The organism is Mesorhizobium sp. CNPSo 4671, assembly GCF_057784245.1.
Genome location: NZ_JBWLUW010000001.1, coordinates 311,100 through 335,716 on the forward strand (window position 1 = coordinate 311,100; position 24,617 = coordinate 335,716).

Below are 24,617 nucleotides of genomic sequence, written 5' to 3' on the forward strand. Positions count from 1 at the left end.
TGCACGTCAGAGGGGCTGGACGGAAGCATTGGACGAAAGACGATGTGCCACTTGCGAAACTCCATATGGGAACCGTAGACCCTCGAATATCGTGCCTGGCGCGCCAGGCAATTCAGCACGGCTTTCGGGAAATCACAACAGCTGCGACAGCGCCGCCATGAAGTGGTCGTTCTCCGATGGCGAGCCGATGCTGACACGCACATAGCTGTCGAAACCTTCCTGCTTCCAGGGTTTGACAATGACGCCTTCGCGCAGCAGGTGCTCGGCGAAGTCGGAGGCATTCTGCTGGCAGTTGAAGAACAGGAAGTTGCCTCGTGAAGTTGCGACTTCAAGGCCCTTGCTGCCGAGGAAATTCTCGACACGTATTCTCTCGGCCTTGGCCAGCGCGACGACCCTGGCGAGGTGTTCCTCATCCGCGAGCGCCGCCAGCGCGGCGGCCTGCGCAACGCCATTGGCGTTGAACGGTGTTCGCACCCTGTCGAGCAGCGCGCGCAGTTCCGGATCGCCGACGATGCCGAAGCCGATGCGCAATCCGGCAAGCCCGAACGCCTTGGAAAATGTCCGCAGCACGATCCAGGACCGGTCGCGTTTGCCGAGGTCGGACAAGGCCGAGGCGTAGTCCTCGCCCTCGGCATATTCGGCATAGGCCTCATCGACGACAACAAGCGTCTCATCGCTCACCGCATCCAGCACCTTCGACAGATCGCCGCCGGAGAGCCAACTGCCGACCGGGTTCATCGGGTTCGAGAACAGCAGCATGCGGGGCCGTTCGCGCACCGCCTCGATCAGCGCGTCGACATCGATGGTGAGATCGTCGTTGACGGCCACACGGTTGACGGTCGCACCCATCAGCGTCGCATAGTCTTCATGCAGCGGGAACGACGGATATAGCGTGACGACGGCGTCGCCGGGCCGCAGCACGGCACGGCTGATGACGGAGAGAAGGTCCTCCGAGCCATTGCCGAGGATGACCTGATCCTCGCCGACTTCATATCTGGCGGCGATGGCCTGGCGCAGCGCGCGCCCGGCCGGATCCGGATAGAGCCGGAACATCTCGGCGACGGCCTGCATCATCGTGGCGAGCGTCGGGCTCGGGCCAAGCGGGCTTTCATTCGAGCCCAGCTTGGCGATCCTGGCCGGGGCGTATCGCTGCATGACCTCGGCGATGGTCAGTCCGGAATTGTAGGGCGACAGGCGTGTGACTTCGGTTCGGACCATGTCTGATGCTTTCGACACGAGTGGGCTCCTCTGCGGTGGGCCGACAGACTCGCGTCATCGACCGGCTTCTCAAACATTGGGTTTCGCGGCATCGTCCTGGGGCAAGCCAGGTCACCGACGGGCGCCCTGGTGCGGCGAATTTTGTCAGGAGTAGCGTAGCCGAAACGGTTTGTATATGCTTGTATATGTAACCTGATCTGATAATCTCGGTATTGAAGCGGGAACCGACACCGGCAAGGAGGATCACATGCGCAATGCTTCTCTGTTCGATCTTGCCGGAAGGAAGGCGCTTGTCACCGGCGCCAGCCGCGGCATCGGCCGCAGCATCGCCGAGGCGCTGAGCGCGGCCGGTGCCGACGTCGCGGTCACCGCGCGCAGCCTGGCCTCCCTCGAGGAGACGACAGCAGCGATCCGTGCGGCCGGCGGGGTTGCGCATGCCGTTGCGCTCGATGTCACCGATGTCGGCCGCTGCCGGACAGCCACCGCCGAGGCCGCGAGCCTGCTTGGCGGTCTCGACATCCTCGTCAACAATGCCGGGATGGAAGAGGTCCGGCCCTCGCTCGATGTCGACGAGGCGCTGTGGGACCGGATCGTCGACACCAATCTCAAGGGCGCGTTCTTCTGCGCCCAGGCCGCGGCGCGGGAGATGCGCGACGCCGGCCGGCCCGGCGCCATCATCAATCTCTGCTCACTGACTTCAGAAGTCGGCATTCCGACAGCGGTGCCCTATGGCTCGTCGAAGTCGGGCCTGCTTGGCATGACGCGGGCGCTGGCAGTGGAATGGGCGGATCTCGGCATTAGGGTCAACGCCATCACTCCGGGCTATTTCAGGACGGCGATGACGGACGTGTTCTACAGCAACGAGGCATGGCAGCAGTCGATGCTCGCCAAGATCCCGCAGCACCGTTTCGGCGATCTCGGCGACCTGCACGGCGTTGCCGTGTTCCTTGCCTCGGATGCGGCAGCTTACATTACCGGCCAGTCCATTCCGGTGGATGGCGGTTTCCTGGCATCGATCTGAGGTGTGGCTCGCCACAGGTTCGAAATCAAGATCTTCCGCACTGTGACCGCCCAGCACGTTGCGTTCTAAAAGAGGGAAATATCCATGTCCGACATCAGCTTCCACGATCTGTCATCGCTCGACGCCACCCAGCGGGCTGGCCTGCTGAAACGCGCCGAGGCCGATCTGTCGGTCTTCGTCGAGAAGGTCCGGCCGATCATCCAGGCCGTCAAGGACGAGGGTGACGCCGCGCTGATCCGCTTCGCCAGGGAACTCGACAAGGCGGATGTGCCTGAGGGCGGACTGAAGGTCTCGGAAGCCGAGTTCGATGCAGCCTTCGACAAGGTCGAAAAGGATGTCGTGGAGAGCATCGGCTTCGGCATCGACAACATCCGGCGTTTCCATGAGGAGCAGAAGCCGGAAACGATGTGGCTCAAGGAAGTCCGGCCGGGCGCCTATGCCGGTGACCGGTACACGCCGATCGCCTCCGTCGCGCTTTACGTGCCGCGCGGCAAAGGCGCCTTTCCGTCTGTGACGATGATGACCTCGGTTCCGGCTGTCATTGCCGGCGTGCCGCAGATCGCCATCGTAACGCCGCCGACATCGGATGGTTCGGTGGATGCGGCGACCCTGGTCGCGGCCCGTCTTGCCGGCGTGCACACCGTCTACAAATGCGGTGGCGCGCAAGCCGTCGCCGCCGTCGCCTACGGCACCGAAACGGTGAAGCCCGCGCTCAAGATCGTCGGCCCCGGCAGCCCCTGGGTGGTGGCGGCCAAGAGCGTGCTGTCGTCGATCATCAACACCGGTCTGCCGGCCGGTCCGTCCGAAGCCATCATCTTTGCCGATGACAGTGTCGACGGCGGCCTTGCCGCGCTCGATCTTTTAATCGAGGCCGAGCACGGGCCGGATTCCTCGGCCTATCTGGTGACGCACAGCCGCAAGGTCGCCGAGGCTGCACTTGCCGCACTCCCGGAACACTGGTCGCGGATGACCGAACAGCGCGTCGAATTCTCGCGTGCGGTGCTGACCGGCGAGCGCGGCGGAATCGTGCTGACGGCGTCGCTGGAAGACAGCTACCGCTTCATCAACGACTATGCCCCCGAACATCTGGAAATCCTGTCGAAGGAGCCGTTCGCGCATCTCGGGCACGTCACCGAGGCGGCCGAAATCCTCATGGGTCCGCATACGCCGGTGACGCTGGCCAACTTCGTCCTTGGGCCTAATGCGGTGCTGCCGACCAGCCGCTGGGCGCGAACCTATGGGCCGCTTTCGGTGACCGATTTCGTCAAGCGCTCGTCGGTCGGCTACGTCACTTCGGCCGCCTATCCGGAACTGGCGATGCATGCCCGCAGGCTCGCTCGCTACGAGGGCTTCAGTTCGCATGAGAACGCGGTCTCGGAGATCCGCGATCGTTACCTCGCCGGCTGAGTGGAGACGATCGCGATGAAGGCGGCACGGCTTTATGGACCTGGCGATCTGCGCGTCGAGGACATCGCTACGCCAGGCATTCCGGACGCCGGCTGGGTGAAGCTCAGGGTGGATGCGGCCGGCATTTGCGGTTCGGACCTGCACAATTTCCGCACCGGCCAATGGATAAGCCGGTCGCCTTCGACGGCCGGCCACGAACTGACTGGCACGGTGACCGCACTGGGCGAGGGCGTCCACACCGTCGCCATCGGCGACAGGGTGGTCGCCGATTCCCGTTTCTGGTGCGGGGAGTGTGCGCAATGCCGTGCAGGCAGGCGCCATCTCTGCTCTTCGCTGGGCTTTGTCGGCGAAGTCTGCGACGGCGGCTTCGCCGAACAGGCGGTGTTGCCCGCGCGTCTGCTGCATGTCGTCGATGCAGCACTTGACGAGCGGGTGGCGGCGATGGCCGAGCCGCTCAGCGTTGCGCTGCATGCAGTGCGGCGCCTGCCGAAGACGACAGGCTCCGTTCTTGTCGTCGGTTGCGGGCCGATCGGCGGTCTCGCCGCGCTGCTGCTCTCCAGAACCTTCGCCGGCACCGTGCTCGTCGCCGACCGCAACCAGGCCCGCTGCGCCCGCGTGGCGCGGGTGACCCGTGCAACAATCGTCGATCTCGACCGCGATGCCATTGCCGCCGCGACCGGCAATGCCCCGTTGCTGGCCGCCGTCGAGGCGACCGGCAGCATTGCCGCATTCACTCAGTTGCTTGGCGTTCTCGATTCCGGCGGCGCGGTGGCGATGGTCGGCATTTTCCATGGCCGCCTCGACATCGACCCCAACCTTCTGGTCGAACGCGAGATCGCGCTGCTGGGATGCCACGCCTTCGCCGACGAACTGCCCGACGCGGTGGAGATGCTGGGTGAGCTCAGCGAACCACTGCTGGCCCTGATCGATCGCGAGATCGGCCTCGATGACATTCCTGCTGCCTATGAGCGGCTGTTGGCGGGGCAAAGCGACGGCTTGAAAACAATCATCCGCATGCGGCAACCTGTCGAGCCGGCGTGATTTCCGATAAATTGCCGGAAAGGATTTTGAAATGATCGAGTTGCCCGACACGGCGAGCCCCCTTTACGAGAAGGTGAAGGACTACATCCTGACCAATATCGGAACGGGCCGGTGGGGCAAGGATCGCAAGCTGCCGTCCGAGAACGAGCTGGTGGTTTCGCTTGGCGTGTCGCGGATGACGGTTCACCGCGCCTTGCGGGAACTGACCGCGGCGGGATTCCTGATCAGGCTGCAAGGTGTTGGCACATTCATCGCGCCGCCCCGGCCGCAATCGACGCTGATCGAGATCAACAACATCGCGGCCGAGATCGTCGAGCGCGGCAACAGACATCGCTCCGAGGTGCTTGTGCTGGAAACCATCACGCCGACGAAGGAGCTCGCGCTGTCCTTCGAGTTTCCGAAGCGGGTCTCGATCTACCACTCCGTCGTCGTCAATTTCGAGAATGATCTGCCGGTGCAACTGGAAGAGCGCTTCGTCAATCCGAGCCTGATCCCCGACTACGACAAACAGGATTTTTCGAAGACGGCGACCTACGACTACCTCATGCAGAAGACCCCGGTGACCGAGGTCGAGCACATCATCTCGGCCATCCCCGCAGACGCCGAGACGGCGCGGCATCTTAACATCGATGTCGGCAGCTGCTGTCTGTTTCTGCATCGCCGCACATGGACGGGCGCGATCGTCGCCACCATCAGCAAACTGACCTATGCCGGCAGCCGCTACTCGCTCGGCAGCCGCTATTCCCCCTCCAAGAGCCACTGACGACAACAGGGCAACGGCAGCTCGCCGAGGTTTTGCCTGAAAGAGTATGAACTGATGCCGCAAAGGACCGGCAAATGCGCTCGATCACAGCGGGAAATTGAGCCGTCCAACTTGTATATGCATGTATGTATTTTAGCCTTGACATCCGCTCCGGCTGACGCTGAAATATCCCCGCACTTCACCATGAAGTGGTGGGCAAGACGCCGAGGCACGGTGCCGCGAGAGCAGAAACCCGCAGTCTCACCAGACCGGATGCCTGGTAAAAAAGCGGTCTGATCATCAAGGGGAACTAGATGATGCGTAACCTAGCAGGACAATTTCGCGCGCTCATGATGGCCGCTGCCATCGGGCTCGCCGCCGCGCCAGCGGCCCACGCGGCCGATGCGGCCATTCCCACGACGCCCGAGGCAGGATCGTTCAAGATCGGCATCGAGCCCTGGCTCGGCTACGGCCAGTGGCACGTCGCCGACGCCAAGGGCCTGTTCAAGACGAATGGCCTGTCGGACGTCCAGATCGTCAATTTCGCCGAGGACAAGGACATCAATGCGGCGCTCGCCAGCGGCCAGCTCGACGCCGCCAACATCGCGACCCACACGGCGATGGGCATGGTTGCGGCCGGCCTGCCGGTGAAGATCGTGCTGCTGCTCGATGTCTCGATGACGGCCGATGCGATCATCGCTGGCAAGGACGTCACCTCCATCAAGGACCTCAAGGGCAAGCAGGTCGCCTTCGAGGAAGGCACGACGAGCGACATCTTGCTCAAATACGCGCTCGCCAAGAACGGCATGTCGATCGACGATGTGAAAGCCGTTCCGATGCCGGCGTCCGACGCCGGCGGCGCGCTGATCGCGGGCCAGGTGCCGGTCGCTGTCACCTACGAACCTTACCTCACCGTCGCCATGGCCCAGAACAAGGACGTCAAGCTGCTGTTCACCGCCGGCGAGGATCCCGGCCTGATCAGCGACGTGCTGGTGGTGCGTGACGAGGTGATCAAGTCGCGGCCCGGCCAGGTGCTGGCCATGATCAAGAGCTGGGACGCCGCGCTGAAGGATTACAATGCCGACACACCCGGTGGCCGCGCCATCATCGCCAAAGCGGTCGGTTCCGACGTCAAGGACCTCAACACCGCTTTCGACGGCGTGCGCTACTATTCGCTCACCGAAAACAAGACGGCGCTCACCGGCGATTTCACCACCAAGACATTCGCAGATGTCGAGGCGGCCGCCAAGAACGCCAAGCTGCTGCAGGCCGACGTGACGCCGGAGCAGATGATCGACCCGGCCTTCGTCAAGGCGGCGCAATGACAAAGGCCGGATCGCGGTGGTAACGCAGATGTCCGCGGAGCCTCCCGCGAAAACCGACCCGGCGCGCTCCGCGCCAAAGGCGGCCACAAAACAGGCCAGGCGCCGCCGATCCTCCGGGATCGGCGTGCCCATCGCCAGGTCGCGTTTCCTGATGATCGCGGTGGCCGTCTTTGTCGGGCTTGGCCTCGCCTGGTGGGCGGCGACCGGGTTGGAATGGGTGAAGCCGATCTTCCTGCCGTCGCCCGGCAGCGTCGCGACGCAGATCGCCAAGCTCGCGACCGACGGCACGTTGTGGGTGGACCTCAGCGCCTCGGCGTACCGCATTTCCATCGGCTTCCTCATCGCCTCGGCTTTGTCGATCCCGATCGGCGTGCTGATCGGCAGTTTCCGCTCCTGGGAAGCGGCCATCGAGCCGCTAGTGGATTTCATCCGCTACATGCCGGTCGTCGCTTTCGTGCCGCTTTCCATCCTGTGGGCCGGCACCGGCGACACGCAGAAATTCCTGATCATCTTCATCGGCACCTTCTTCCAGCAGGTGCTGATGATCATGGACAATGTGAAGCGGGTTCCCGCCGATTTCATCGGCCTTGGCCGCACGCTCGGCCTGCCGGACCGCAAGATCCTGACGCGCATCGTCGTGCCCAGCGCTTTGCCGGGCATCTGGGATACGCTGCGCATCAGCCTCGGCTGGGCATGGACCTGGCTGGTGCTCGCCGAACTCGTCGCCGCGACGTCCGGGCTCGGCTATCGCATCACCGTGTCGCAGCGCTATTTCCAGACAAACACCATCATCGGCTACATCCTGCTGCTCGGCCTGCTCGGTCTCATCACCGACCAGGTCATGAAGGCCCTGGAAAAGGTGCTGTTCCGGCAGGATGGCCACGCGCAATGAGGAGCCGCCGATGACTGTTCCCAAATTGCGCATCGCCGGTCTCGACAAGAGCTTCGGCACGGGCGAGCGGCGCACGGAGGTGCTGCGCGACATCAACCTCGATCTTGCCGACAATGAGTTCGTCTCCCTTGTCGGCACGTCGGGCTGCGGCAAGAGCACGCTGCTGTCGATCGTCGCCGGACTGCAGGACTTCGACGCCGGCGATCTCAGCATCGATGGCGCGCCGATCCTGCAGCCGGGTCTCGACCGTGGTGTCGTCTTCCAGTCCTACACGCTGCTTCCCTGGCTGACGGCGCGGCAGAACATCGAGTTTGCCCTCAAGGCCGCCGGTTACGATCGCACGGCCTGCCGCGAGATCGCGCTCGAGCATCTCGACCTGGTCAAGCTGTCACAGAGTGCCGACCGCTATCCATCCGAACTGTCGGGCGGCATGAAGCAGCGCGTCGCCATTGCGCGCGCGCTGTCCTATCGTCCCAAGATGCTCTTGATGGACGAGCCGTTCGGCGCGCTCGATGCCTTGACCCGGCACCAGATGCAGGAGCTGCTGACCCAGATCTGGGAAGAGCACAGGCTGACCGTGCTCTTCGTCACCCACGATGTGGAGGAGGCGGTCTATCTGTCGGACCGCATCGTCGTCATGGGGATCGGCCCGGGACGCATCATGCAGACCTTCAACGTCGACATCGAGCGCCCGCGCCGGGAAGAGGTGATGGAAACGCCGGCCTTCATGGCTTTGCAGCGCGGCGTACACAAGGCAATCCGCGAGGCCTCAAGACGCCCCGAAATGGCCTAGCTCCGGGCGAGGCCTCCTCCTGCATTGCGCGGAATGACGAGGCAGCCGTCCCGGAACATCCGGGCCGGCTGTCCTGTGCGGGTGGGTAGTCTGGTCAGCAATCAGGGGCCGTGGGGGCCGCAGAGGTCGAGCGTCCAGGCGATGGTTCCGCAGAAGCCGCCGACGTCGCTATGGTAGCTGCCGTAGCCATTGTAGTAGCTGTCCATCCAGCCATTGCCGCCGGTCGAATTGTCGGCGGTCCAACCGCCGCCAACCCAGCCGCCATGGCCTCCATGCCCGCCATTCGAATGGCCGCCATGGGCAGCTGTGAGGTGGACATAGTGGTGCTTGACGACGGCGGCATCGGCGGCGGTCGCAAACGGGACCGAGCTCGCGGCCAGGGTCAGCAGGATGGAGCTGATGAATACAAGTTGTCTTTTCATGGGAATGTCTCCTTTCCGTTCCAGAGATATGGGAAGGAAAGCCGTCCCTCGCCGGACACGTTCCTTCACGAAATCGGGACGGGCAACTCGCTGAACTGTAGGGTGTCTTCAGGCGGTCTCACGACACATCGCCTGAATTGCCGGCATCCCAGGCCACTCACGGCGCCGGTCAAGTTTTGTTGACTTCCGGCAGGCTGGAAATGACTACCACCGACCTATTTGTCGGACCATAAGACGGCCGTGCGATCAGGCTCCGGCCGGGTGGCACGTAGGGCAATGAACTGGGAAGCGCCACTTTGGCTAGAGAAACATAAGCCGCCCGCATGACGGAATTGGCCGTAGCACTGGAACAGCCTCAATTTGTCACCGAGCGTGATCCGAGGCTGAGACTGATCATCCCCATCATCGTCGCCATCGCTTTTTTGATGGAGCAGCTCGATTCCACCATCATCACCACCGCTATCCCGGCCATCGCGCACAGCCTCGACACGACACCGGTCCGGCTGAACCTTGCGATCACCACTTACATCCTGACGCTCGCCGTGTTCATTCCCGTCAGCGGCTGGTTCGCAGACAGGTTCGGCGCGCGAAAAGTGTTCGCGCTGGCGCTCTTCACCTTCACGCTCGGCTCGGCGCTATGCGGCGTGGCCAACAGTTTCACCATGCTGCTGGCCATGCGCGCGCTGCAGGGGCTGGGCGGTGCCATGATGACGCCGGTCGGACGGCTGATCCTGCTGCGCAGCTTTCCGCGCAGCGGGTTGATCACCGCCATGACCTACATGACCTTGCCGGCGATCATGGGACCGGTCATCGGGCCGCTGCTCGGCGGCCTGCTCACCACCTACGCTTCATGGCGCTGGATATTCTACGTCAACGTGCCGTTCGGCTGCCTTGGCATTCTGGCGGCACTGCGCTTCGTCGACGATTTCCACGAGGAAGCCGTGCAGCGCTTCGACTTCGCCGGGTTCCTGATGGTGGGATGTGGCGTGGCGCTGCTGCAATTCGGGCTGGAAAATATCGGCCGGCCGATCATTCCCGTTTCAGCCACAGTGCTGGTGCTGGCTGCCGCCGTCCTGCTGCTGCTCGCCTTCGGGCGCTATGCGCGCCGCGTCGCGGCGCCGGCCGTCGACCTGACGCTGTTTCGGTTTCGCTCCTTCTGGGTCGGCACGCTGGCAGGCGGCCTGTGCCGCGTCGGCCTCAACGGCGTGCCCTTCCTCGTGCCGCTGATGTTGCAACTCGGCTTCGGCATGAGCCCGGTCACTTCGGGGTCGCTGACATTCGTCGGCAGCTTCGGCGCCTTGCTCATGCGGCCGCTGCTGTCACCGCTGCTGCGGCGCTTCGGCTTCAGTGTCGTGCTGATCGGCAGCGCCGTCGTCGGCTCCGCCACCGTGGCGGGTTTCGCCGTCATGGAGCCCGACACACCGCATTGGATGATCGGCGTCTATGTCTTCCTGTTCGGCATCGTCCGCTCGGCGCAGTTCATGACTTCCAACACTTTGTCCTATGCCGACCTGCCGGCGGACAAGCTCAGCCGCGCCACCAGCCTTGGCGGCGTGCTGCAGCAGCTCAGCGTGTCGCTTGGCGTCTCGATCGCCGCCATGCTGCTGGGCCTGATCGCAGGGGAGACCCATGTGCTGACCCCGGAACGCTTTCACCAGGTGTTCCTGCTGACCGCCATCATCCCGCTGATCTCCATTCCCGGCTTTCTGTACCTGCGCGCCGAGGACGGCGTGCAGGTCAGCGGCCACGTCAGGGGATCTGGCAAATAGGCTCTGCCGGCACCGAAACATGTCGCGGCGCCCGGCTTTCTCGTCGTTGACGACGATCTGCGCAGCGGTGCGCTCGTCGCTCTCAAGCTCGACCCTCCTACCAGCCTCATGCATGCTTACGCGCTGTTTGCCCGGGCGCGATGGCAGCCGGCGAAGGTCCGGGCGATGATCGATTTTCTGGTGGAGCGGCTATAGCCTACTGCGGCTTCGCGCCGGTACGGACTGGGTGACCCGCCTTCAGCTTGTCAGGCATTCGTACTGGATTGACAACCGGAAAGCTTCGAAGCGGCTGCAGAGGGAGTCTCAGCGATGGCCTATATGCGCAAGAACAAGCGACAGAGGTACGCAAGAAGCCAGCGAGGCGTTGTGCTGGTTATCCACTTACGGAACCTTAGTACCAGCGTCCGCGACCGTAAAATCCGCCACCGCCCAGCACGATAACAATAAGAACTATGAGCAGGATTGTGGTGATATCCATATGCGCCTCCTGAGCGCGCCCGGCCGAGTCGGCCGTTCACCGCTCTTGCCCTGTAGGGCATGATTGTTCCTGTTACTTTGACATCCACCAACGTTCCGCACGGCATTCTTGTTCCAATGGACGCACGGCATGAACCGCCGCCCAACGAACCGCTGGCCTCGCATCTCGGCTGGAAAGGTTTCGGAAACCATGTCCGGGTCCACCAAGGAACCAACTGGCCTGACGATTTCTTTAGCTGTATGAAAAGACTTGGCCCGCTCACAACGGAAGATCACGACCACACCGATGCGGTGCGCACGCCGCCCGAATTGCCATCCCAATACCAGGATGCTGAAGGAGATTTCGGCGGTCGATTTGGATATGGGCATCCCACTCACAAGCCGGATCCTTTTGCCACATCCACGTTTTCGCCCGGGGCTGTTCGTCCTCTACCGGTCGAAAACAAGAAAAGATGGCGCTAACCGGCTGTGCAAAAACCCTATGAAACGGCCTATTTCGCCAGGAAGCACGGGATCACGCAGGCCCAGGCACGGCGGATCACCAAGGACTTCGGCCCTTCACGTGTCAGGTGCGACACAGCCGCCCAGAATCTAAACTTGGCCCTGACAGGCTCATCGCCCTGTATGAGCGTCAGCCAGCATCTGTGTCTTCCATACCGAAGGAATCCCTGAGTTCTGAACGCAGACTACCAAAGCCGATGCATCGGTCTTGGCACAATCAGCGAAGCCACTTCCTGAACCTCGCGGCTTTGTTCCGCGCGAATGCAGCAGCTGCCACATCACACGTCCTGCGCGATGGTCCATTCGCGGCAATGATGAACTTGGCGTCTCTGAGCGTGAGACCGTGCTTCTTTGCAAAGTGGGTTGCTCCATAGGGCTCGTCTTGGGGTATGCCCCCGTTGGTGTGGGCCATTTGTGCCTCGCATGACGGATGGCTAAGCTTCGGCCTCTTCCGCCCGCCCAATCTGGTACATCAACCTTCGACGACAGGCGAAGGTTCCGATCGCTGGAACGGCACCATTCACGTCGCTTTGCCGACCGCCGCGTCCATTCCCATCTCTTCCTGCGAAATGTCGTCGAACGAAGCGTAGTTCATGTTGTAAAGGCGGGCGTACAGGCCTTTCCTCAGCATCAGCTGTTCGTGGTTGCCGCTTTCGACGATCTCGCCATTCTGCAGCACGATGATGCGGTCGGCGCCGCGGATGGTGGCGAGCCGATGGGCGATGACCAGCCCGGTGCGGCCCTCCAGCAGTTTGATCAGCGCCTTCTGGATCAGCATCTCGGTGTAGGAATCGATGCTGGCGGTGGCCTCGTCGAGCACCAGGATCTTGGCGTCGGCCACCAGCGCGCGCGCAAAACTGATCAGCTGGCGCTGGCCGAGCGAAAGGTTGCCGCCGCGCTGCTCGAGTTCAGTGTCGTAGCCATCGGGCAACTGCTCGATGAAGTCATGTGCGCCGACGGCCTGTGCCGCACGCACCACTTCTTCGCGGCTGGCGCCGGTCTTGTGGTAGCGGATGTTTTCCAGCACCGTGCCGGAGAACAGGAAAGGCTCCTGCAGCACCATGGCCACCTGATCGCCGAGTGAATCCTGCGTCAGGTCGCGCACGTCATGCCCGCCGACCAGGACCTCTCCCGACCAGACATCGTAGAAGCGGTGCACCAGGGCCATCGAGCTCGACTTGCCCGATCCGGTCGGGCCAACCAGCGCGACGGTCTCGCCAGGATTGACGCGGAAGGAGATGTTCTTCAGCACCGGCTGGTTCGGCCGGTAACCGAAGGTGACGTTTCGGAACTCGACCGAGCCGTCCGTGTCGCGCGACAGCGCCACCGCATTGTCCTTGTCGCTGACATCCACCGGCACGTCGAGCACTTCGGAGATGCGCTGGCCCGAGGCCATGGCGCGCTGCATGACGCTGTACTGCATGGTGAGCGAGCGGATCGGGTCGAAGAAGCGCTGGATGTAGAACAGGAACGCCACCATGACGCCGACATCGAGGCTGTGCGACAGCACCATCGAGCCGCCGACGACGATGACCGTCGCCATGGCGATGCCGGTCAGCGTGTCGACGATCGGCACCATCACCTGAGCGTATTTCGCCGACCGCAGATGGGCATTGAGGTTGGCCAGCACCTTCTCGTCATAGAGGTCGAAATTGACGTGCTGGCGTTCCAGGCTCTGCACGGTGCGCACGCCATGGATGCCCTCGGCCAGCGCGCCGTTGGCGATGGAATTGGTCTCGTGCGCGGCCATGAAGGCGACCTTGGCGCGCGGCAGCCAGAACAGCCGCACGATGAACAGCATCGGCATGGTCGACAGCGTCAGCAGCCCAAGCCGGAAATCGAGCCACAAAAGGACGGTGACGATGCCGAACAACAGCACGATGTCACCCACCGACATGACGGATGTTTCGAGGAATTCCTGCATCGAATTGACGTCCCCCTGCAGGCGGGACATCAGCCGGCCGACCTCGGTCTTGTCCATGAAGCTGAGCGACACGCGTTGCAGATGGCTGAACATGGCGCGGCGCAGGTCGGACAGCACATTCTCCGCCACCTTGCCGACGACGCTTTCCTGCACATGGCTGGCGGCATAGTTGATCAGGATGATCGCGATGAAGGTAATGATCGCGGAGATCATCACCGAGCGGTCGAGCCTGCCCGGAGCCATGCCGTGGTCGATTGCGTAGCGGATGACCAACGGTATCGCCAGCTGCGTCAGCGTGAACACCAGCACCGCCGCCACCGAGATGAAGATCCGGCCCTGATAGGGTCTGACGAAGCTCCAAATGCGCCTGACGATGCGCGGATCGTAGGCCTTGCCGAAAACCTCTTCCTCGTCGCGGTGGGAGCCGACGACCGCCTTGGTCGGCCGCCCGCTTTTGTCGTCCTTCTCGTCGTCGTCTTGTGCCGACATTATGCGGCTCCCTCGAGCCGGTCGTCGTCCGGGCGCAGCTGCAGGTCGTAAAGTGCGCGGTAGCGACCGCCCTGCGCCAGCAGTTCCTCATGCGTGCCGCGCTCGACGATGCGGCCACCCTCTACGAACAGGATCTGGTCGGCATGCATCAGCGAACTCAGCCGGTGCGAGATGATCAGCGTCACGCGATCCCTGGCGAAGCGCTTCATCGCCGCCCGGATACGCTGCTCGGTGCCGGCATCGATGGCCGCGGTGGAATCGTCGAAGACCAGAACCGATGGCCGCAGCATCAGGCTGCGCGCAATGGTCAGGCGCTGCCGCTGCCCACCGGAAAGCGACGCACCGCGTTCGCCGACTACCGTGGTGTAGCCGGCCGGAAGGCCGATAATGTAGTTGTGCAGCTGCGCATACTCGGCGGCTTGCCCGATGCGCGTCTCGCGCGCCCAGGGATTGCCGTAGGCGATGTTGTTCTCGATCGAGGTGGTGAACAGGAACGCGTCCTGCTGCACGACACCGACCACCTTGCGCAGCGATTGCAGGGTCACCTTGCGTATGTCCTGACCGTCGATGGTGATCGCGCCTGACGTCACGTCGTAAAAGCGCGGGATCAGATGGGCGATGGTCGATTTGCCGCTGCCCGGCGGGCCGACGATGCCGATCGTCTCGCCGGGTCTCGCTTCGAAGGAAATGCCGGACAGCGTCGGGCGGTCGCCCGCGCCTTCATAGCGGAAGCCGACTTTGTCGAAGCGCAGCACGCCCTCGGTAATGACGAGGTCTCTGGCGTCAGGCGCATCCTTGATATCGAGTTCGGTGTCGAGCAGCGCGAACAGCCGCGTGCCGCAGGTCGAGGCGCGCGCGAATGAGTTGACCATCAGGCCGAGCTGGCGCACCGGCATCTGCAGGATGGTCATGAAGGTGAGGAACTGCGCCAGCGTGCCGACACTGATCTGGCCCGCGATCACCTTCTGGCCGCCGAACCACAGCACCAGGCCGATGGCCGCCAGGAAGGAAAAATTCATGGCGCTGGTGTTGGAGACGCGGATGTCGACGCGCTCATTGGCCAGCTCCAGCGCAGCCTGCTTTGCGCGGTCGAATTTTTTGAGCTCATGGCGCTGCGCCGCGAAGGCGCGCACGACGCGGATGCCGCCGAGATTTTCGTCCATCACCCGGCTCAGCACCGACAGCCGCTCCTGCAGGGTCAGCCAGGTGCTGCGCAATCTGAGCTGGGTCACCGAGGAACGCCAGGCGACGAACGGCACGAAGCTGAGGCTGAGCAGCCCGAGCACGAGATCGGTGCTGATCAAGAGATAGGCGCCGACACCGATCAGCACGCCGAGCAGCACCACGCGCAGTATCCCGGTGGAAAAGAACATGCGCACGCCGTCGAGATCGAGCAGCCCGAGCGTGATGAGGTCGCCGGTATGGACCTTGTCGTGGAAGGAGAAGCTGAGCCGCTGGATCTTCTCGTAGAAGGCCAGCCGCAGTTCGTAGCCCGTCTGATGGCCGACGGCCTCGCCATAGTAGTTCTGCGCCATGGTGAAGAGGCCGCGCAGGATGCTGACGACAAGCAGCGTCAGCGCCGTGTGCCACAGTGCCTGCTCGGCGACAGTGCCGCCACTGGCAGCGATCACGCCTTGCGCCTGGTCGATGGCGCGCCCCAGCAGGCGCGGAATGAAAAGCTGCAGCGTCGCGGCGATGAAGGTCGAGACCAGGGTGATGGCGACCTGCCAGGGATGGCGCAACGTCATGCGCACGATACGCAGCAAGGTGCTGAGGCCCTTGCCCCAGGAGGCTTCCGCCACATGGGCAAACGATTTGCCGCGCTTCGCCGCGCCGCTGGTTGCATCCGTGGGCAAGGAAAATATCCAGTCCAATCCGGACATTAGCCCGGACGAATGAAGCAGACTCAGTTCTGATGGCGCGATGTTACGCGTGTCCGACTTGACCCTTCAAGGGGCCAATAGTGTGGCGCGCAAAATCGTTTGGCACCGCCGCGCAACTTCATTTGGCACCAGATCGATGCCAGTAGGGAACACTTCAACGGCCGAATAAATCGCCCTTCGAGGGTATGAGCAGGTCGTGGGCTTGTCTTAAACCTGATGGTGATGTTTCAATGCACCCCAAGCCGTGGGGGCGGACATGCAGATCAGCCAAAATACCAGATTGGCCATGATCGTCGCGATAGTAACGATCGGCTTCGCCGTTGCGGATGTCATCTGGTCACGGAACTCCGACATCAGTCTCGATCCTCGAAGCTGGGGCGAGTTCGCCAAGGTAATGGCGATGCTCGCTGTGGTCTTCCTTGCAATGAGAACGGTCGAACGACGCCTGTCCGAGGACCGGTCGCGGCCGGGACGCCTGATCAGCTATTCGGCCGAGAGCCTCAAATCCCTTGCCGCCAACGCGTTCCTTCTCATTCCGATCGGCTTCGCGTCGATCTATTTCATGTATCTGGCGGCTGATACCGACAGGCCGTTGATGGATGAGACACTGGCGGCGATCGACGCGGGGATCGGTTTTAACTGGCTGTCCTTTCTCGAACTGACCAACTCGCACCCGGCCATCGCCTCTGCCTTGGTCTTTGCCTACCACTCGGTCGGGCCGCAAATCCCGCTGCTGATTGTCCTGCTGGCTTTCACCGATAGGGTCCGGCTCACCGAATTCATGGCCACGATGGCGGTGTCATCAGCTTTCACGGCCGCAGCAATGAGCTTGGTGCCGGCGGCGGGGGCCTATGCCTATTTCCAGCCAGTCGCCGCCGATTTCAGTAACTTCACCGCAAAGGCAGGAGTGTGGCATCTGGCCGAGCTGACGAGGCTGCGCGGCGATGAACCGGTCGGCCTGCTGGTGTCACAAGCCGAAGGGCTGGTAACGTTCCCCTCCTACCACACGGCGCTTGGCATCATGATGACATACGCGCTGCGTAAGCTTCCCCTTGTTGCCTGGCCGGTCGGCGTCCTCAACGCCATGATGCTTGTGTCGACCCTTCCCGAGGGAGGACACCACCTGATCGACGTATTTGCCGGGGCTGCTGTCGGCGCGCTCACCATCCTGTGTGTTTCGATGGCGCAGTCGCCATTGGCTCAACGCGACCTTCGGGTCGACATGGAAGGTTGAGGACGCCTTTGCTGCCTTGACGTGCAGCTTTCTTGCGGCGTGATGGCCGCCGCCATCCTGAACCGCTGCATGCTGCCCAGAAAGCGGCCATGATGGTGTCCAGGTGACGTTTGACTGGCATAAGAATTTTATTGCATTGACGCGCAGATTCTCCAGCTCGACCCAGCCTTGACGGACTATCAGTTCTGTCACGCATCGCCGAGATTCCTCGTAAGCGGCCGGTCCGGCAACGAGGGCCGGTACCGCCGTGAATACCAAGAGGGCCGTCTTCCTTGACAAGTTTTCCCTTCACCGAAGCCATGCCGATCCAGTTTCAAGCGCCGTTGCCGAAGGCTTGCGAGGTTGTGGTCATCGGCGGTGGCGTCATCGGCGTGACCACGGCTTTGTTCCTGGCGCGACGCCACATTTCGGTGACATTGCTGGAAAAGGGCCGAATCGCCGGCGAGCAGTCGTCGCGGAACTGGGGCTGGATCCGGCAGCAGGGTCGCGATGCCGATGAACTGCCTGTGGTCATCGAAGCGCAGCGCCTCTGGCGGCAACTGGCCGAAGAGTGTGGCGAGGACATCGGACTGAAGCAGACGGGCGTTACCTATCTGGCGCGAACGGACAAGGAGATGGCCGGCTTCGCCAAATTCCTGAAGATCGCTGAGGTACACGGCGTCGATACGCGTCTCCTCGACCAGGCAGAGACAGCCAGGTTCGTCCCTGCCATGTCGCGCTCCTTCAAGGGTGCAATGACGACCCCATCGGACATGCGCGCGGAACCCTGGGTCGCGGTGCCGGCACTTGCCCGCCTGGCTGCGCGGCAAGGCGTCACGATCATCGAGAATTGTGCGGCGCGCATGCTCGACATATCGGCTGGACGCATCAGCGGGGTGTGGACCGAGCAGGGCCGTATCGCCACCTCGAACGCGGTCGTGGCGAGTGGTGCGTGGACGTCGCTCTTCCTGCGCGCTCACGGCGTCTCCATTCCGCAGCTCAGCGTCAGGGCGACCGTCGTCGCGACTGGACCCATGCCCGAAATCCATGCGGGAGCCGTGGCCGACGACCATATCGCGTTCCGGCGCAGGCAGGATGGCGGCTACACGCTGGCATCGGGCGGCAGCAATCAGCTGTATGTTGGGCCTGACGCCTTTCGTCATGCGCGCAAATATGTTCCCGCGCTGATGGCCAATCCTTTTGGCACCCACTATTCGCCGGCGGCGCCGCGAGGGTTTCCGGACAGCTGGTCAACCCCACGCAGATGGCACGCGGACGAGGAAAGCCCGTTCGAACGGATGCGCATCCTCAATCCAGCCCCCAAAGCCTCGGCACTGCGCGACATCGAGCGCGAATTCACGGCACTTTTCCCGCAGTTCAAGACGGTGCCGGTCAGGGCGAGCTGGGCGGGCATGATCGATGCCATGCCGGACGTCGTGCCGGTGGTCGATCGTGCCGCCGAAATTCCGGGGCTCGTCATCGCCACCGGGATGAGCGGTCACGGCTTCGGTATCGGGCCTGGGATGGGCCGCGTCGTGTCCGACCTCGTCCAGGGAAACAAGATCGGACATGATCTTCACCGGTTCCGTCAATCCCGCTTCAGCGACGGCAGCCCGATCAAGCTGGGACCCAGTCTCTAGATCAGATCGGGCGTCGCGGGCGCAGAACGTCATCTATGCCTTGGGCCATGGCCATCAAGGCCTCATTGGCGGCGCCATCATCGGCAAGATCGTGTCGCAACTTGCCGCCGGTTTGCCGCCGGCGATCGATCTGACGCCCTTCCGGGCGGATAGGTTCTGATTTCAGAGCGCGCTGCCGTGCCGGCAGACCTTTCCGATCTTGCACGAGGGAAACGACTTGACCGCGAATACCAATAAACAGGCCTTGGAGCCGATCGATCCGCAGAAGATCTACGCCGTGCTGATTTGCGACCTGGTCGGCCTGCGCTTCGGGCCTGACGGCAAGCCTGACCCGAGCGAGGTGCGCGCCCATATCGAGGCCAAGGGCGGCCGCTTTCACCTGTCCGCGCTTGGCGACAGAGCAGGTCTCGAGCGGGGCCGGGTGCATTTCTTCTACCAGCCGGAGCTCAGCACAAGCGAGGAGCTGATCGAAACCGCCGGCGATGGCCGCTATGACGCCGTCATCGCCGCCGCGACCTTCCTGCCCGCCGAGACCGTCTTCGCGCTCGCCGGCGTGCGGATCGGCGCCGGCACCGGCAATATGGGCTCGCGCTCCTGGGGTGGCGGCAACGGCGAGGGCGGCATCGCGGTGCTGATGAACACACCCGGCATCAACAGCCGCGCCACCGCACAGATGGTGATGAAGGCGATCCTGAAAGTGCTGCCGGATCTCCCGGCCGACAGACTTCACCAGCGGGTGGCGAGCGGCGATTTCGACACCGGCAGGGAGCTGCGTGATTTCCCGACCGAGAAACTCGAAGGCAAGACGATCGCGATCATCGGCTACGGCAATATCGGCAGGGAGGTGGCCAAGCTCGCCCGCGCCTTCGGCATGCGCGTGGTGATCCATGCACGGCCACGGCACCGCGACTGGATAGAAGCCGAGGGCTTTGCCTTTGCGCCGGACCTCATCGATGCGGCAGAAGGCGCCGATGTGCTCAGCGTCCATGTCGGCCTCGGCAAGCAGGACGCGCAAAGCGGGCGCTACGCCAATGCCGGGCTCATCGGCAAGGATGTCCTGTCGCGCATGAACAAGGGCGCGGTGCTGGTCAACTATGATCGCGGCGAGCTTGTCGACGTCGCGGCGCTTGGCGATGCCCTGGATGCAGGGCAGGTGCGCCATGCCGCCATAGACGCCGATCTGTTCAGGAATGCCTCGACCGGCGCTCTTTCCGGTCCGATGCTGCCTTATCTCGACCTTGTCGAGAAGCATGGCGACAAACTCGAACTTCTGCCGCACGCCGCGGCCGATACGGACCATCCCTCCCGCGTTGCCGGTGCCAAACAAGCTGTCGACCAGATATTCGATGTCATCTGCCGCAAATCGGCGACCAATGCCAAAGGCACCTTGCCGCCGGGCTTTCTTTCCCTGGGCGCGACGACGCCTCCCGGCATCGGGCCGGTGACGGCGGATCATTTCTCGAGATTGACCGCCAGCAACTGCTCCGAACTGGCGGATGTCTGCGACCGGCAAAGCCGGTTGTGGAAGGCCCTGGCAGACACACCGTCCGTCGAGCGCAACAAAATCGTCGCCGAGCATGGTGAGGAGCTCGTGCGGCTGATCGACCGCTTCTGCCTGCTGGCCGAGAAACTGAACCTAAGAGGCCCTTACCAATAGGCTCGACCTGCCGCTGTAGAGTTTGCGGCAGGTGGAATGACCGGCGCTCAGTACCGTGGGCCGGCCACCATCCGCGCCACCCGCGTCATGTCGGTGCTCATCTCGCGGTCGTCGTCGAGTGGGCAGACGAGCGCGCGCACGGCGGCAAAGGTGCGCTGCGGCCCTTCGCCCATGCTGTCGACGACACCGCGCAACTCCACGCCGGTCGCCGCGAAGATCAGTTCCATCGCCACGAGATAGCGCATGCGCTCGATGATCTCGGCGGTCTTGGCCACGACCCGCGGCGCCATCGATGATTGATCTTCGATGCCGTCCGAAACCGCGAGCGGGCTGAGCGACATCGGGTTGGCCAGATGCCGGATTTCTGCTTCCAGCGCGGACAATGGTTTCTGCAGTTCCGCATAGCCCTGGCGGCTGCCGCCCCTGGCCGACAGGAACCGCGGCAGGTCGGCTATCGTTGGCGACATCAGCTTCATGCAGCGGTTGGCGGTGCCGACAGCGCAATGCGCGAGCGCCTGGCCGAGCTGTTCCCAGGCGAGCGTCATTGCCGTGAGGTCGAAATTGCCGTTGGAAATCACCCGTTCGCCCTCTGCCAGGATCACCGGATTGTCGCCCGAATGGGTCAGTTCGATCTCGGTCGCCAACCGCGCCTGTTCGAATGCATTCAGCAGGCCGCCCCAGACCTGCGGCACACAGCGATAGCTGAGCGGGTCCTGCAAGCGCCGCGCTGCTCTGTCCTTCCACAGGCCGCTTCCGGTCAGCTCCGTGCGCAGCCGCGCGCCGATCTCGCCCTGGCCGAAGGCCGGCCGCGCGGCAAGGGCATCCGCGTCGATCGCGGTAAGGGAAGAGCGGAACGCCTCGTAGTTGAGAGCGACAGCGGCCAGCGCCCAGTCGATGAGATGGGCGACGTCTTCGAGGCGCAGGCACGCCGTCCCGGTCGACAGGCTATTGGCGACGATGATGGCGTGGCCGTCCTTTTCGCGTAGGTCGAGCGGTTCGAGCCCGGCGAGCGCCAGCGCCTCGGCGGATGGCATAATCCTGCCCTGGAACTCCGCCTCGCCGTCGCCGCGCAGCGACCTTGCCATATGGCCGAGATGGGCAAGGTCCGCCGCGCCGATCGAGCCCCAGGTCGGGATCACCGGATGGACGCCGGCGTTCAGCGCCGCGACCAGACCCATGACCACGCGTTCGGAGGTGCCGGTGCCACCGGCGGCCATGCCTGAAATGCGTGCGGTCATCATCGCCCGCACCGCCTCGGTCGGGAGCGCCGGTCCGATGCCCATGCTGTGGCTGAGCGGCACGCTGTGCTGGAAGGCGATCAGGTCGGCCTGCGCGAGTGGCGTGTCGACACAGGCGCCGAGGCCTGTGGTGACGCCATACATCGGCTTGCCAAGCCCGGTGAGATGCTCGATCAGGGCGCGGCTCGCCCGGATGCGGCGCATCGCGTCTTCGCCCAGCATCAGCCGGGCGTTGCGGCGTGCGATCTCGGCGACGTCAGCCACGCCAAGCGGCTTGGCGTCGAGCAGTATCATGCGGGCTGTCATATCTCGCCTGTATCCTGTGACCAGAGGCCCGGACCAGCGGCGCGGCGGGCGTCACCGTTTGTGGCGGCTTGCCGGTTGGACTGCAAGCCATTCCCATTGGGGCAGCAGTCAGAAGCGAGGATGACTGGATTTCCGAAACTACGCCGAGCGCTCCGCGACAGCGTCGGGCACCACCACCAGCTTGCCGACAAAATCCTTGGCGATGAAATCGGCCTGCGCGTGGTGAAAATCGGAGAGCCTGTAGACGCCTCCCACCACCGGCCTGATTTTCTTCGCCTCGATGTAGCCGACGATGCGGCGGAAATCGGCGCGCGTGCCCTGGCTCGAGCCATGCAACTGCAACTGCTTGAGATACATGGTCCGGAGATCGAGCTGCACCACCGGGCCTGCGATCGCGCCAGCGGTGGTGTAGCGGCCCTCAGGCCTCAGGATACGCAGCAAGTCGTTGAAGATCGCGCCGCCAACGAGGTCGGCCACGACGTCGATCGGCTTGCCGCCGGTCGCTTCAGTCACGGCTTGCGGCAGGTCGGCGACGCCGCGGGTGATGACAGCCTCGGCGCCGATGTCGCGCACCGCCTGTTCCTTGCCCTTGCCAACGATTGCATAGGGGATCGCGCCGCGCGCCCGCGCCAGCTGCACGATGCCCGAGCCGACACCGCCCGAGGCGCCGGTGACCAGCACGCGCTCGCCGGCCTTCAAGCCGGCGCGTTCCAGCATCTGCTCGCCGGTCAGATAGGCGCAGCAGAAAGTGGCGAGTTCGACGTCGCTCATCTCCGTGTCAACGACATGTGCGTTCTGCGCCGGCACGGTCTGGTACTCGGCGTAACCGCCATCGCGGCCATGACCCATATAGTCGATGTCGGCCAATGAATCGTCGTCGCGGTTGTAGATGGAGAAATCGACCATCACCCGTTCGCCGACACGGTCCGGCGAAACGCCTTCGCCGACGGCAACGATGGTACCCACCGTGTCGGTGCCCTGGATGCGGGGGAAAACAAGCGTGTTGCCCTGCCTCCGCCAGGTCGACACGGCGGCGGCGTCCTCTTCCGTGCCATAGGCGCCCTGGCGCACCCAGACATCGGTGTTGTTCATGCCGCAAGCGGTGACCTTGACCAGCACTTCACCTGGGGCGGGCGCGGGTACTTTCACATCGGTGCGGTAGACGAGCTTTTCCGGTCCGCCGTGCCCGGTGAGCAGCACGGCGGCCATGGTGGCGGGGAGGGCTCTGGTCATGGCATTCATGGGTCGATCTCAGAGATTGGCAAACACGCTTTTCACCGCATCTGCCGTCTTCGACACGACGATGTCGGCTTCCTCACGCGTCAGGCAAAGCGGCGGTGCAAAACCAAGGATGTCGCCCTGCGGCATGGCGCGGCCGATGACGCCGCTTGCCGCAAGCGCTGTCGCCACTTGCGGCCCGATCTTCTGCGACGCATCGAAGAACACCCGGTCATCCCGATCGGAGACGAACTCGACTGCCGCCAGCATGCCGTCGCCGCGCACATCGCCGACATTTTTATGCCCGCCGACGGCCTTGGCGAGTTCGGCGCGGAAATAGGCGCCGGTTTCGCGGGCATTTGTCACCAGGTCCATCTCGTCGATCAATTCGAGATTGGCGACGCCGGCGGCAACGCAGATCGGATGCGCCGAATAGGTCCAGCCATGGCCGAGCGAGCCGAGCTTGTCGGAACCCTGCACCAGCACCTGCCACATCTTGTCGGCGACGATGACGCCCGACAGCGGCGCATAGGCCGAGGTCAGGCCCTTGGCGATGGTGATCAGGTCCGGCTGGATGCCGTAATGGTCGGAGCCGAACATGGTGCCGAGACGACCGAAGCCCGTGACCACCTCGTCGGCGACCAGCAGCACGTCATATTTCTTCAGCACCGTCTGGATCTTTTCCCAATAACCGGCCGGCGGCGGCACGATGCCGCCAGTGCCGAGGATCGGCTCGCCGATGAAGGCGGCGACGGTTTCCGGGCCTTCGGCCAGGATCATCTCTTCGAGCTTGTCGGCGCAATGTTGCGAGAACTGCTCCTCGCTCATCGAGCGGTCGGCACGACGGAAATAGTACGGCGCCTCGGTGTGGAGCACCGGCGCGCGCGGCAGGTCGAAAGCGTTGTGGAACAGGTCGAGCCCGGTCAGCGATCCCGTCATCACGCCCGAACCGTGATAGCCGCGCCAGCGCGAGATGATCTTCTTCTTCTCCGGCCGGCCGAGCACGTTGTTGTAGTACCAGATCAGCTTGATGTTGGTCTCGTTGGCGTCCGAGCCGGAGAGGCCGAAATAGACCCTCGACATGCCCTTGGGCGCGCGGTCGATGATCATCTTGGCCAGCGTGATCGAGGCCTCGGTGCCGTGGCCGACATAGGCGTGGTAGTAGGCAAGGTTCTTCGCCTGGGTAGCGATGGCGTCGGCTATTTTCTGGCGGCCATAGCCGACATTGACGCAATAGAGGCCGGCGAAGGCATCGATGCTCTTCTTGCCATTGTTGTCCCAGACGGTGACGCCTTCCCCACCGGCCATGATCCTGGTCGGTGATTCACCCCGTGCGTGCGTGCCCATATGGGTGGAGGGATGGAAGAAGTGGTCGCGATCCCACGCGGCGAGTTCGTTGGACTGGTCGAGCATTTTTTTGACTCCTTGAAATGTGGCCGGG

At 63.5% G+C, this 24,617-nt stretch carries 19 protein-coding genes; 12 read left to right on the forward strand and 7 right to left on the reverse strand.

Annotated elements, in window-relative coordinates; genetic code table 11:
- Positions 1–132: 132 nt before the first annotated feature.
- Positions 133–1,236 carry a histidinol-phosphate transaminase gene (locus AC04SF_RS01340; RefSeq protein WP_488476175.1) on the reverse strand — a complete coding sequence of 368 codons (1,104 nt, stop codon included), beginning with the start codon at positions 1,234–1,236 and terminating at the stop codon, positions 133–135.
- A gap of 229 nt (positions 1,237–1,465) precedes the next feature.
- On the opposite strand from AC04SF_RS01340, the gene AC04SF_RS01345 reads away from it, so the two are divergent.
- The 7 genes from AC04SF_RS01345 to AC04SF_RS01375 all read left to right on the forward strand — a co-directional run bounded on the left by AC04SF_RS01345 (position 1,466) and on the right by AC04SF_RS01375 (position 8,439).
- Positions 1,466–2,239: an SDR family NAD(P)-dependent oxidoreductase gene (locus tag AC04SF_RS01345; RefSeq protein ID WP_488476176.1), complete on the forward strand. Its 774-nt coding sequence runs from the start codon at positions 1,466–1,468 to the stop codon at positions 2,237–2,239.
- Between the two features lie 84 nt (positions 2,240–2,323).
- Complete coding sequence (gene hisD / locus AC04SF_RS01350; protein ID WP_488476177.1) at positions 2,324–3,646, forward strand: histidinol dehydrogenase; 1,323 nt, start codon at positions 2,324–2,326, stop codon at positions 3,644–3,646.
- A gap of 15 nt (positions 3,647–3,661) precedes the next feature.
- Complete coding sequence (locus AC04SF_RS01355; protein ID WP_488476178.1) at positions 3,662–4,687, forward strand: zinc-dependent alcohol dehydrogenase; 1,026 nt, start codon at positions 3,662–3,664, stop codon at positions 4,685–4,687.
- 31 nt (positions 4,688–4,718) lie between these two features.
- Entirely contained in the window at positions 4,719–5,450 is a 732-nt protein-coding gene (gene hutC / locus AC04SF_RS01360; protein ID WP_488476179.1) for a histidine utilization transcriptional repressor HutC, read from the forward strand.
- A 296-nt stretch (positions 5,451–5,746) separates the two neighbouring features.
- On the forward strand, positions 5,747–6,754 hold the full coding sequence (locus tag AC04SF_RS01365) for an ABC transporter substrate-binding protein (RefSeq protein ID WP_488476661.1): 1,008 nt from the start codon (positions 5,747–5,749) through the stop codon (positions 6,752–6,754).
- Positions 6,755–6,782: 28 nt separating this feature from the next.
- Entirely contained in the window at positions 6,783–7,646 is an 864-nt protein-coding gene (locus AC04SF_RS01370; protein WP_488476180.1) for an ABC transporter permease, read from the forward strand.
- A 10-nt stretch (positions 7,647–7,656) separates the two neighbouring features.
- Positions 7,657–8,439, forward strand: coding sequence for an ABC transporter ATP-binding protein (locus AC04SF_RS01375; protein ID WP_488476181.1), 783 nt, complete (start codon positions 7,657–7,659; stop codon positions 8,437–8,439).
- A gap of 101 nt (positions 8,440–8,540) precedes the next feature.
- On the opposite strand, the gene AC04SF_RS01380 is transcribed toward AC04SF_RS01375, so the two are convergent.
- Positions 8,541–8,861: a hypothetical protein gene (locus AC04SF_RS01380; RefSeq protein WP_488476182.1), complete on the reverse strand. Its 321-nt coding sequence runs from the start codon at positions 8,859–8,861 to the stop codon at positions 8,541–8,543.
- A 323-nt stretch (positions 8,862–9,184) separates the two neighbouring features.
- Here AC04SF_RS01380 and AC04SF_RS01385 point away from each other — a divergent pair, with 323 nt between their 5' ends.
- Positions 9,185–10,630, forward strand: coding sequence for a DHA2 family efflux MFS transporter permease subunit (locus tag AC04SF_RS01385; RefSeq protein WP_488476183.1), 1,446 nt, complete (start codon positions 9,185–9,187; stop codon positions 10,628–10,630).
- A 537-nt stretch (positions 10,631–11,167) separates the two neighbouring features.
- A complete protein-coding gene (locus tag AC04SF_RS01390) occupies positions 11,168–11,569 on the forward strand; it encodes a hypothetical protein (RefSeq protein WP_488476184.1) in 402 nt (133 codons plus the stop codon).
- Between the two features lie 559 nt (positions 11,570–12,128).
- Here the strand turns inward: AC04SF_RS01390 and AC04SF_RS01395 are convergent.
- Positions 12,129–14,021, reverse strand: a complete 1,893-nt coding sequence (locus tag AC04SF_RS01395; RefSeq protein ID WP_488476185.1) for an ABC transporter ATP-binding protein — start codon at positions 14,019–14,021, stop codon at positions 12,129–12,131.
- Positions 14,021–15,904: an ABC transporter ATP-binding protein gene (locus AC04SF_RS01400; RefSeq protein ID WP_488476186.1), complete on the reverse strand. Its 1,884-nt coding sequence runs from the start codon at positions 15,902–15,904 to the stop codon at positions 14,021–14,023. The genes AC04SF_RS01395 and AC04SF_RS01400 overlap by 1 nt, the downstream gene beginning before the upstream one ends.
- Before the next feature lie 256 nt (positions 15,905–16,160).
- Between AC04SF_RS01400 and AC04SF_RS01405 the strand changes: the two genes are divergently transcribed.
- The 3 genes from AC04SF_RS01405 (at position 16,161) to AC04SF_RS01415 (ending at position 20,414) form a co-directional block, all read left to right on the forward strand.
- Complete coding sequence (locus tag AC04SF_RS01405) at positions 16,161–17,138, forward strand: phosphatase PAP2 family protein (protein WP_488476187.1); 978 nt, start codon at positions 16,161–16,163, stop codon at positions 17,136–17,138.
- A gap of 272 nt (positions 17,139–17,410) precedes the next feature.
- On the forward strand, positions 17,411–18,757 hold the full coding sequence (locus AC04SF_RS01410) for an NAD(P)/FAD-dependent oxidoreductase (RefSeq protein ID WP_488476188.1): 1,347 nt from the start codon (positions 17,411–17,413) through the stop codon (positions 18,755–18,757).
- A gap of 217 nt (positions 18,758–18,974) precedes the next feature.
- Positions 18,975–20,414, forward strand: coding sequence for an NAD(P)-dependent oxidoreductase (locus tag AC04SF_RS01415; RefSeq protein WP_488476189.1), 1,440 nt, complete (start codon positions 18,975–18,977; stop codon positions 20,412–20,414).
- A gap of 47 nt (positions 20,415–20,461) precedes the next feature.
- On the opposite strand, the gene AC04SF_RS01420 is transcribed toward AC04SF_RS01415, so the two are convergent.
- The 3 genes from AC04SF_RS01420 to AC04SF_RS01430 form a co-directional block, all read right to left on the reverse strand.
- Positions 20,462–21,958, reverse strand: a complete 1,497-nt coding sequence (locus AC04SF_RS01420) for an HAL/PAL/TAL family ammonia-lyase (protein WP_488476190.1) — start codon at positions 21,956–21,958, stop codon at positions 20,462–20,464.
- Positions 21,959–22,096: 138 nt separating this feature from the next.
- Positions 22,097–23,200, reverse strand: a complete 1,104-nt coding sequence (locus AC04SF_RS01425) for an alcohol dehydrogenase family protein (protein ID WP_488476191.1) — start codon at positions 23,198–23,200, stop codon at positions 22,097–22,099.
- Between the two features lie 9 nt (positions 23,201–23,209).
- On the reverse strand, positions 23,210–24,589 hold the full coding sequence (locus AC04SF_RS01430) for an aminotransferase (RefSeq protein ID WP_488476192.1): 1,380 nt from the start codon (positions 24,587–24,589) through the stop codon (positions 23,210–23,212).
- Between the last annotated feature and the right edge of the window lie 28 nt (positions 24,590–24,617).

Bases quoted from the DNA above. Each gene is read 5' to 3' on its own strand.
- AC04SF_RS01400 (WP_488476186.1), bottom strand. From the start codon at position 15,904: ATGTCCGGATTGGACTGGATATTTTCCTTGCCCACGGATGCAACCAGC.
- AC04SF_RS01375 (WP_488476181.1), top strand. From the start codon at position 7,657: ATGACTGTTCCCAAATTGCGCATCGCCGGTCTCGACAAGAGCTTCGGC.
- AC04SF_RS01425 (WP_488476191.1), bottom strand. From the start codon at position 23,200: ATGAATGCCATGACCAGAGCCCTCCCCGCCACCATGGCCGCCGTGCTG.
- AC04SF_RS01370 (WP_488476180.1), top strand. From the start codon at position 6,783: ATGTCCGCGGAGCCTCCCGCGAAAACCGACCCGGCGCGCTCCGCGCCA.
- AC04SF_RS01345 (WP_488476176.1), top strand. From the start codon at position 1,466: ATGCGCAATGCTTCTCTGTTCGATCTTGCCGGAAGGAAGGCGCTTGTC.
- AC04SF_RS01380 (WP_488476182.1), bottom strand. From the start codon at position 8,861: ATGAAAAGACAACTTGTATTCATCAGCTCCATCCTGCTGACCCTGGCC.
- hutC (WP_488476179.1), top strand. From the start codon at position 4,719: ATGATCGAGTTGCCCGACACGGCGAGCCCCCTTTACGAGAAGGTGAAG.
- AC04SF_RS01385 (WP_488476183.1), top strand. From the start codon at position 9,185: ATGACGGAATTGGCCGTAGCACTGGAACAGCCTCAATTTGTCACCGAG.
- AC04SF_RS01430 (WP_488476192.1), bottom strand. From the start codon at position 24,589: ATGCTCGACCAGTCCAACGAACTCGCCGCGTGGGATCGCGACCACTTC.
- hisD (WP_488476177.1), top strand. From the start codon at position 2,324: ATGTCCGACATCAGCTTCCACGATCTGTCATCGCTCGACGCCACCCAG.
- AC04SF_RS01420 (WP_488476190.1), bottom strand. From the start codon at position 21,958: ATGACAGCCCGCATGATACTGCTCGACGCCAAGCCGCTTGGCGTGGCT.
- AC04SF_RS01390 (WP_488476184.1), top strand. From the start codon at position 11,168: ATGATTGTTCCTGTTACTTTGACATCCACCAACGTTCCGCACGGCATT.
- AC04SF_RS01395 (WP_488476185.1), bottom strand. From the start codon at position 14,021: ATGTCGGCACAAGACGACGACGAGAAGGACGACAAAAGCGGGCGGCCG.
- AC04SF_RS01365 (WP_488476661.1), top strand. From the start codon at position 5,747: ATGCGTAACCTAGCAGGACAATTTCGCGCGCTCATGATGGCCGCTGCC.
- AC04SF_RS01355 (WP_488476178.1), top strand. From the start codon at position 3,662: ATGAAGGCGGCACGGCTTTATGGACCTGGCGATCTGCGCGTCGAGGAC.
- AC04SF_RS01405 (WP_488476187.1), top strand. From the start codon at position 16,161: ATGCAGATCAGCCAAAATACCAGATTGGCCATGATCGTCGCGATAGTA.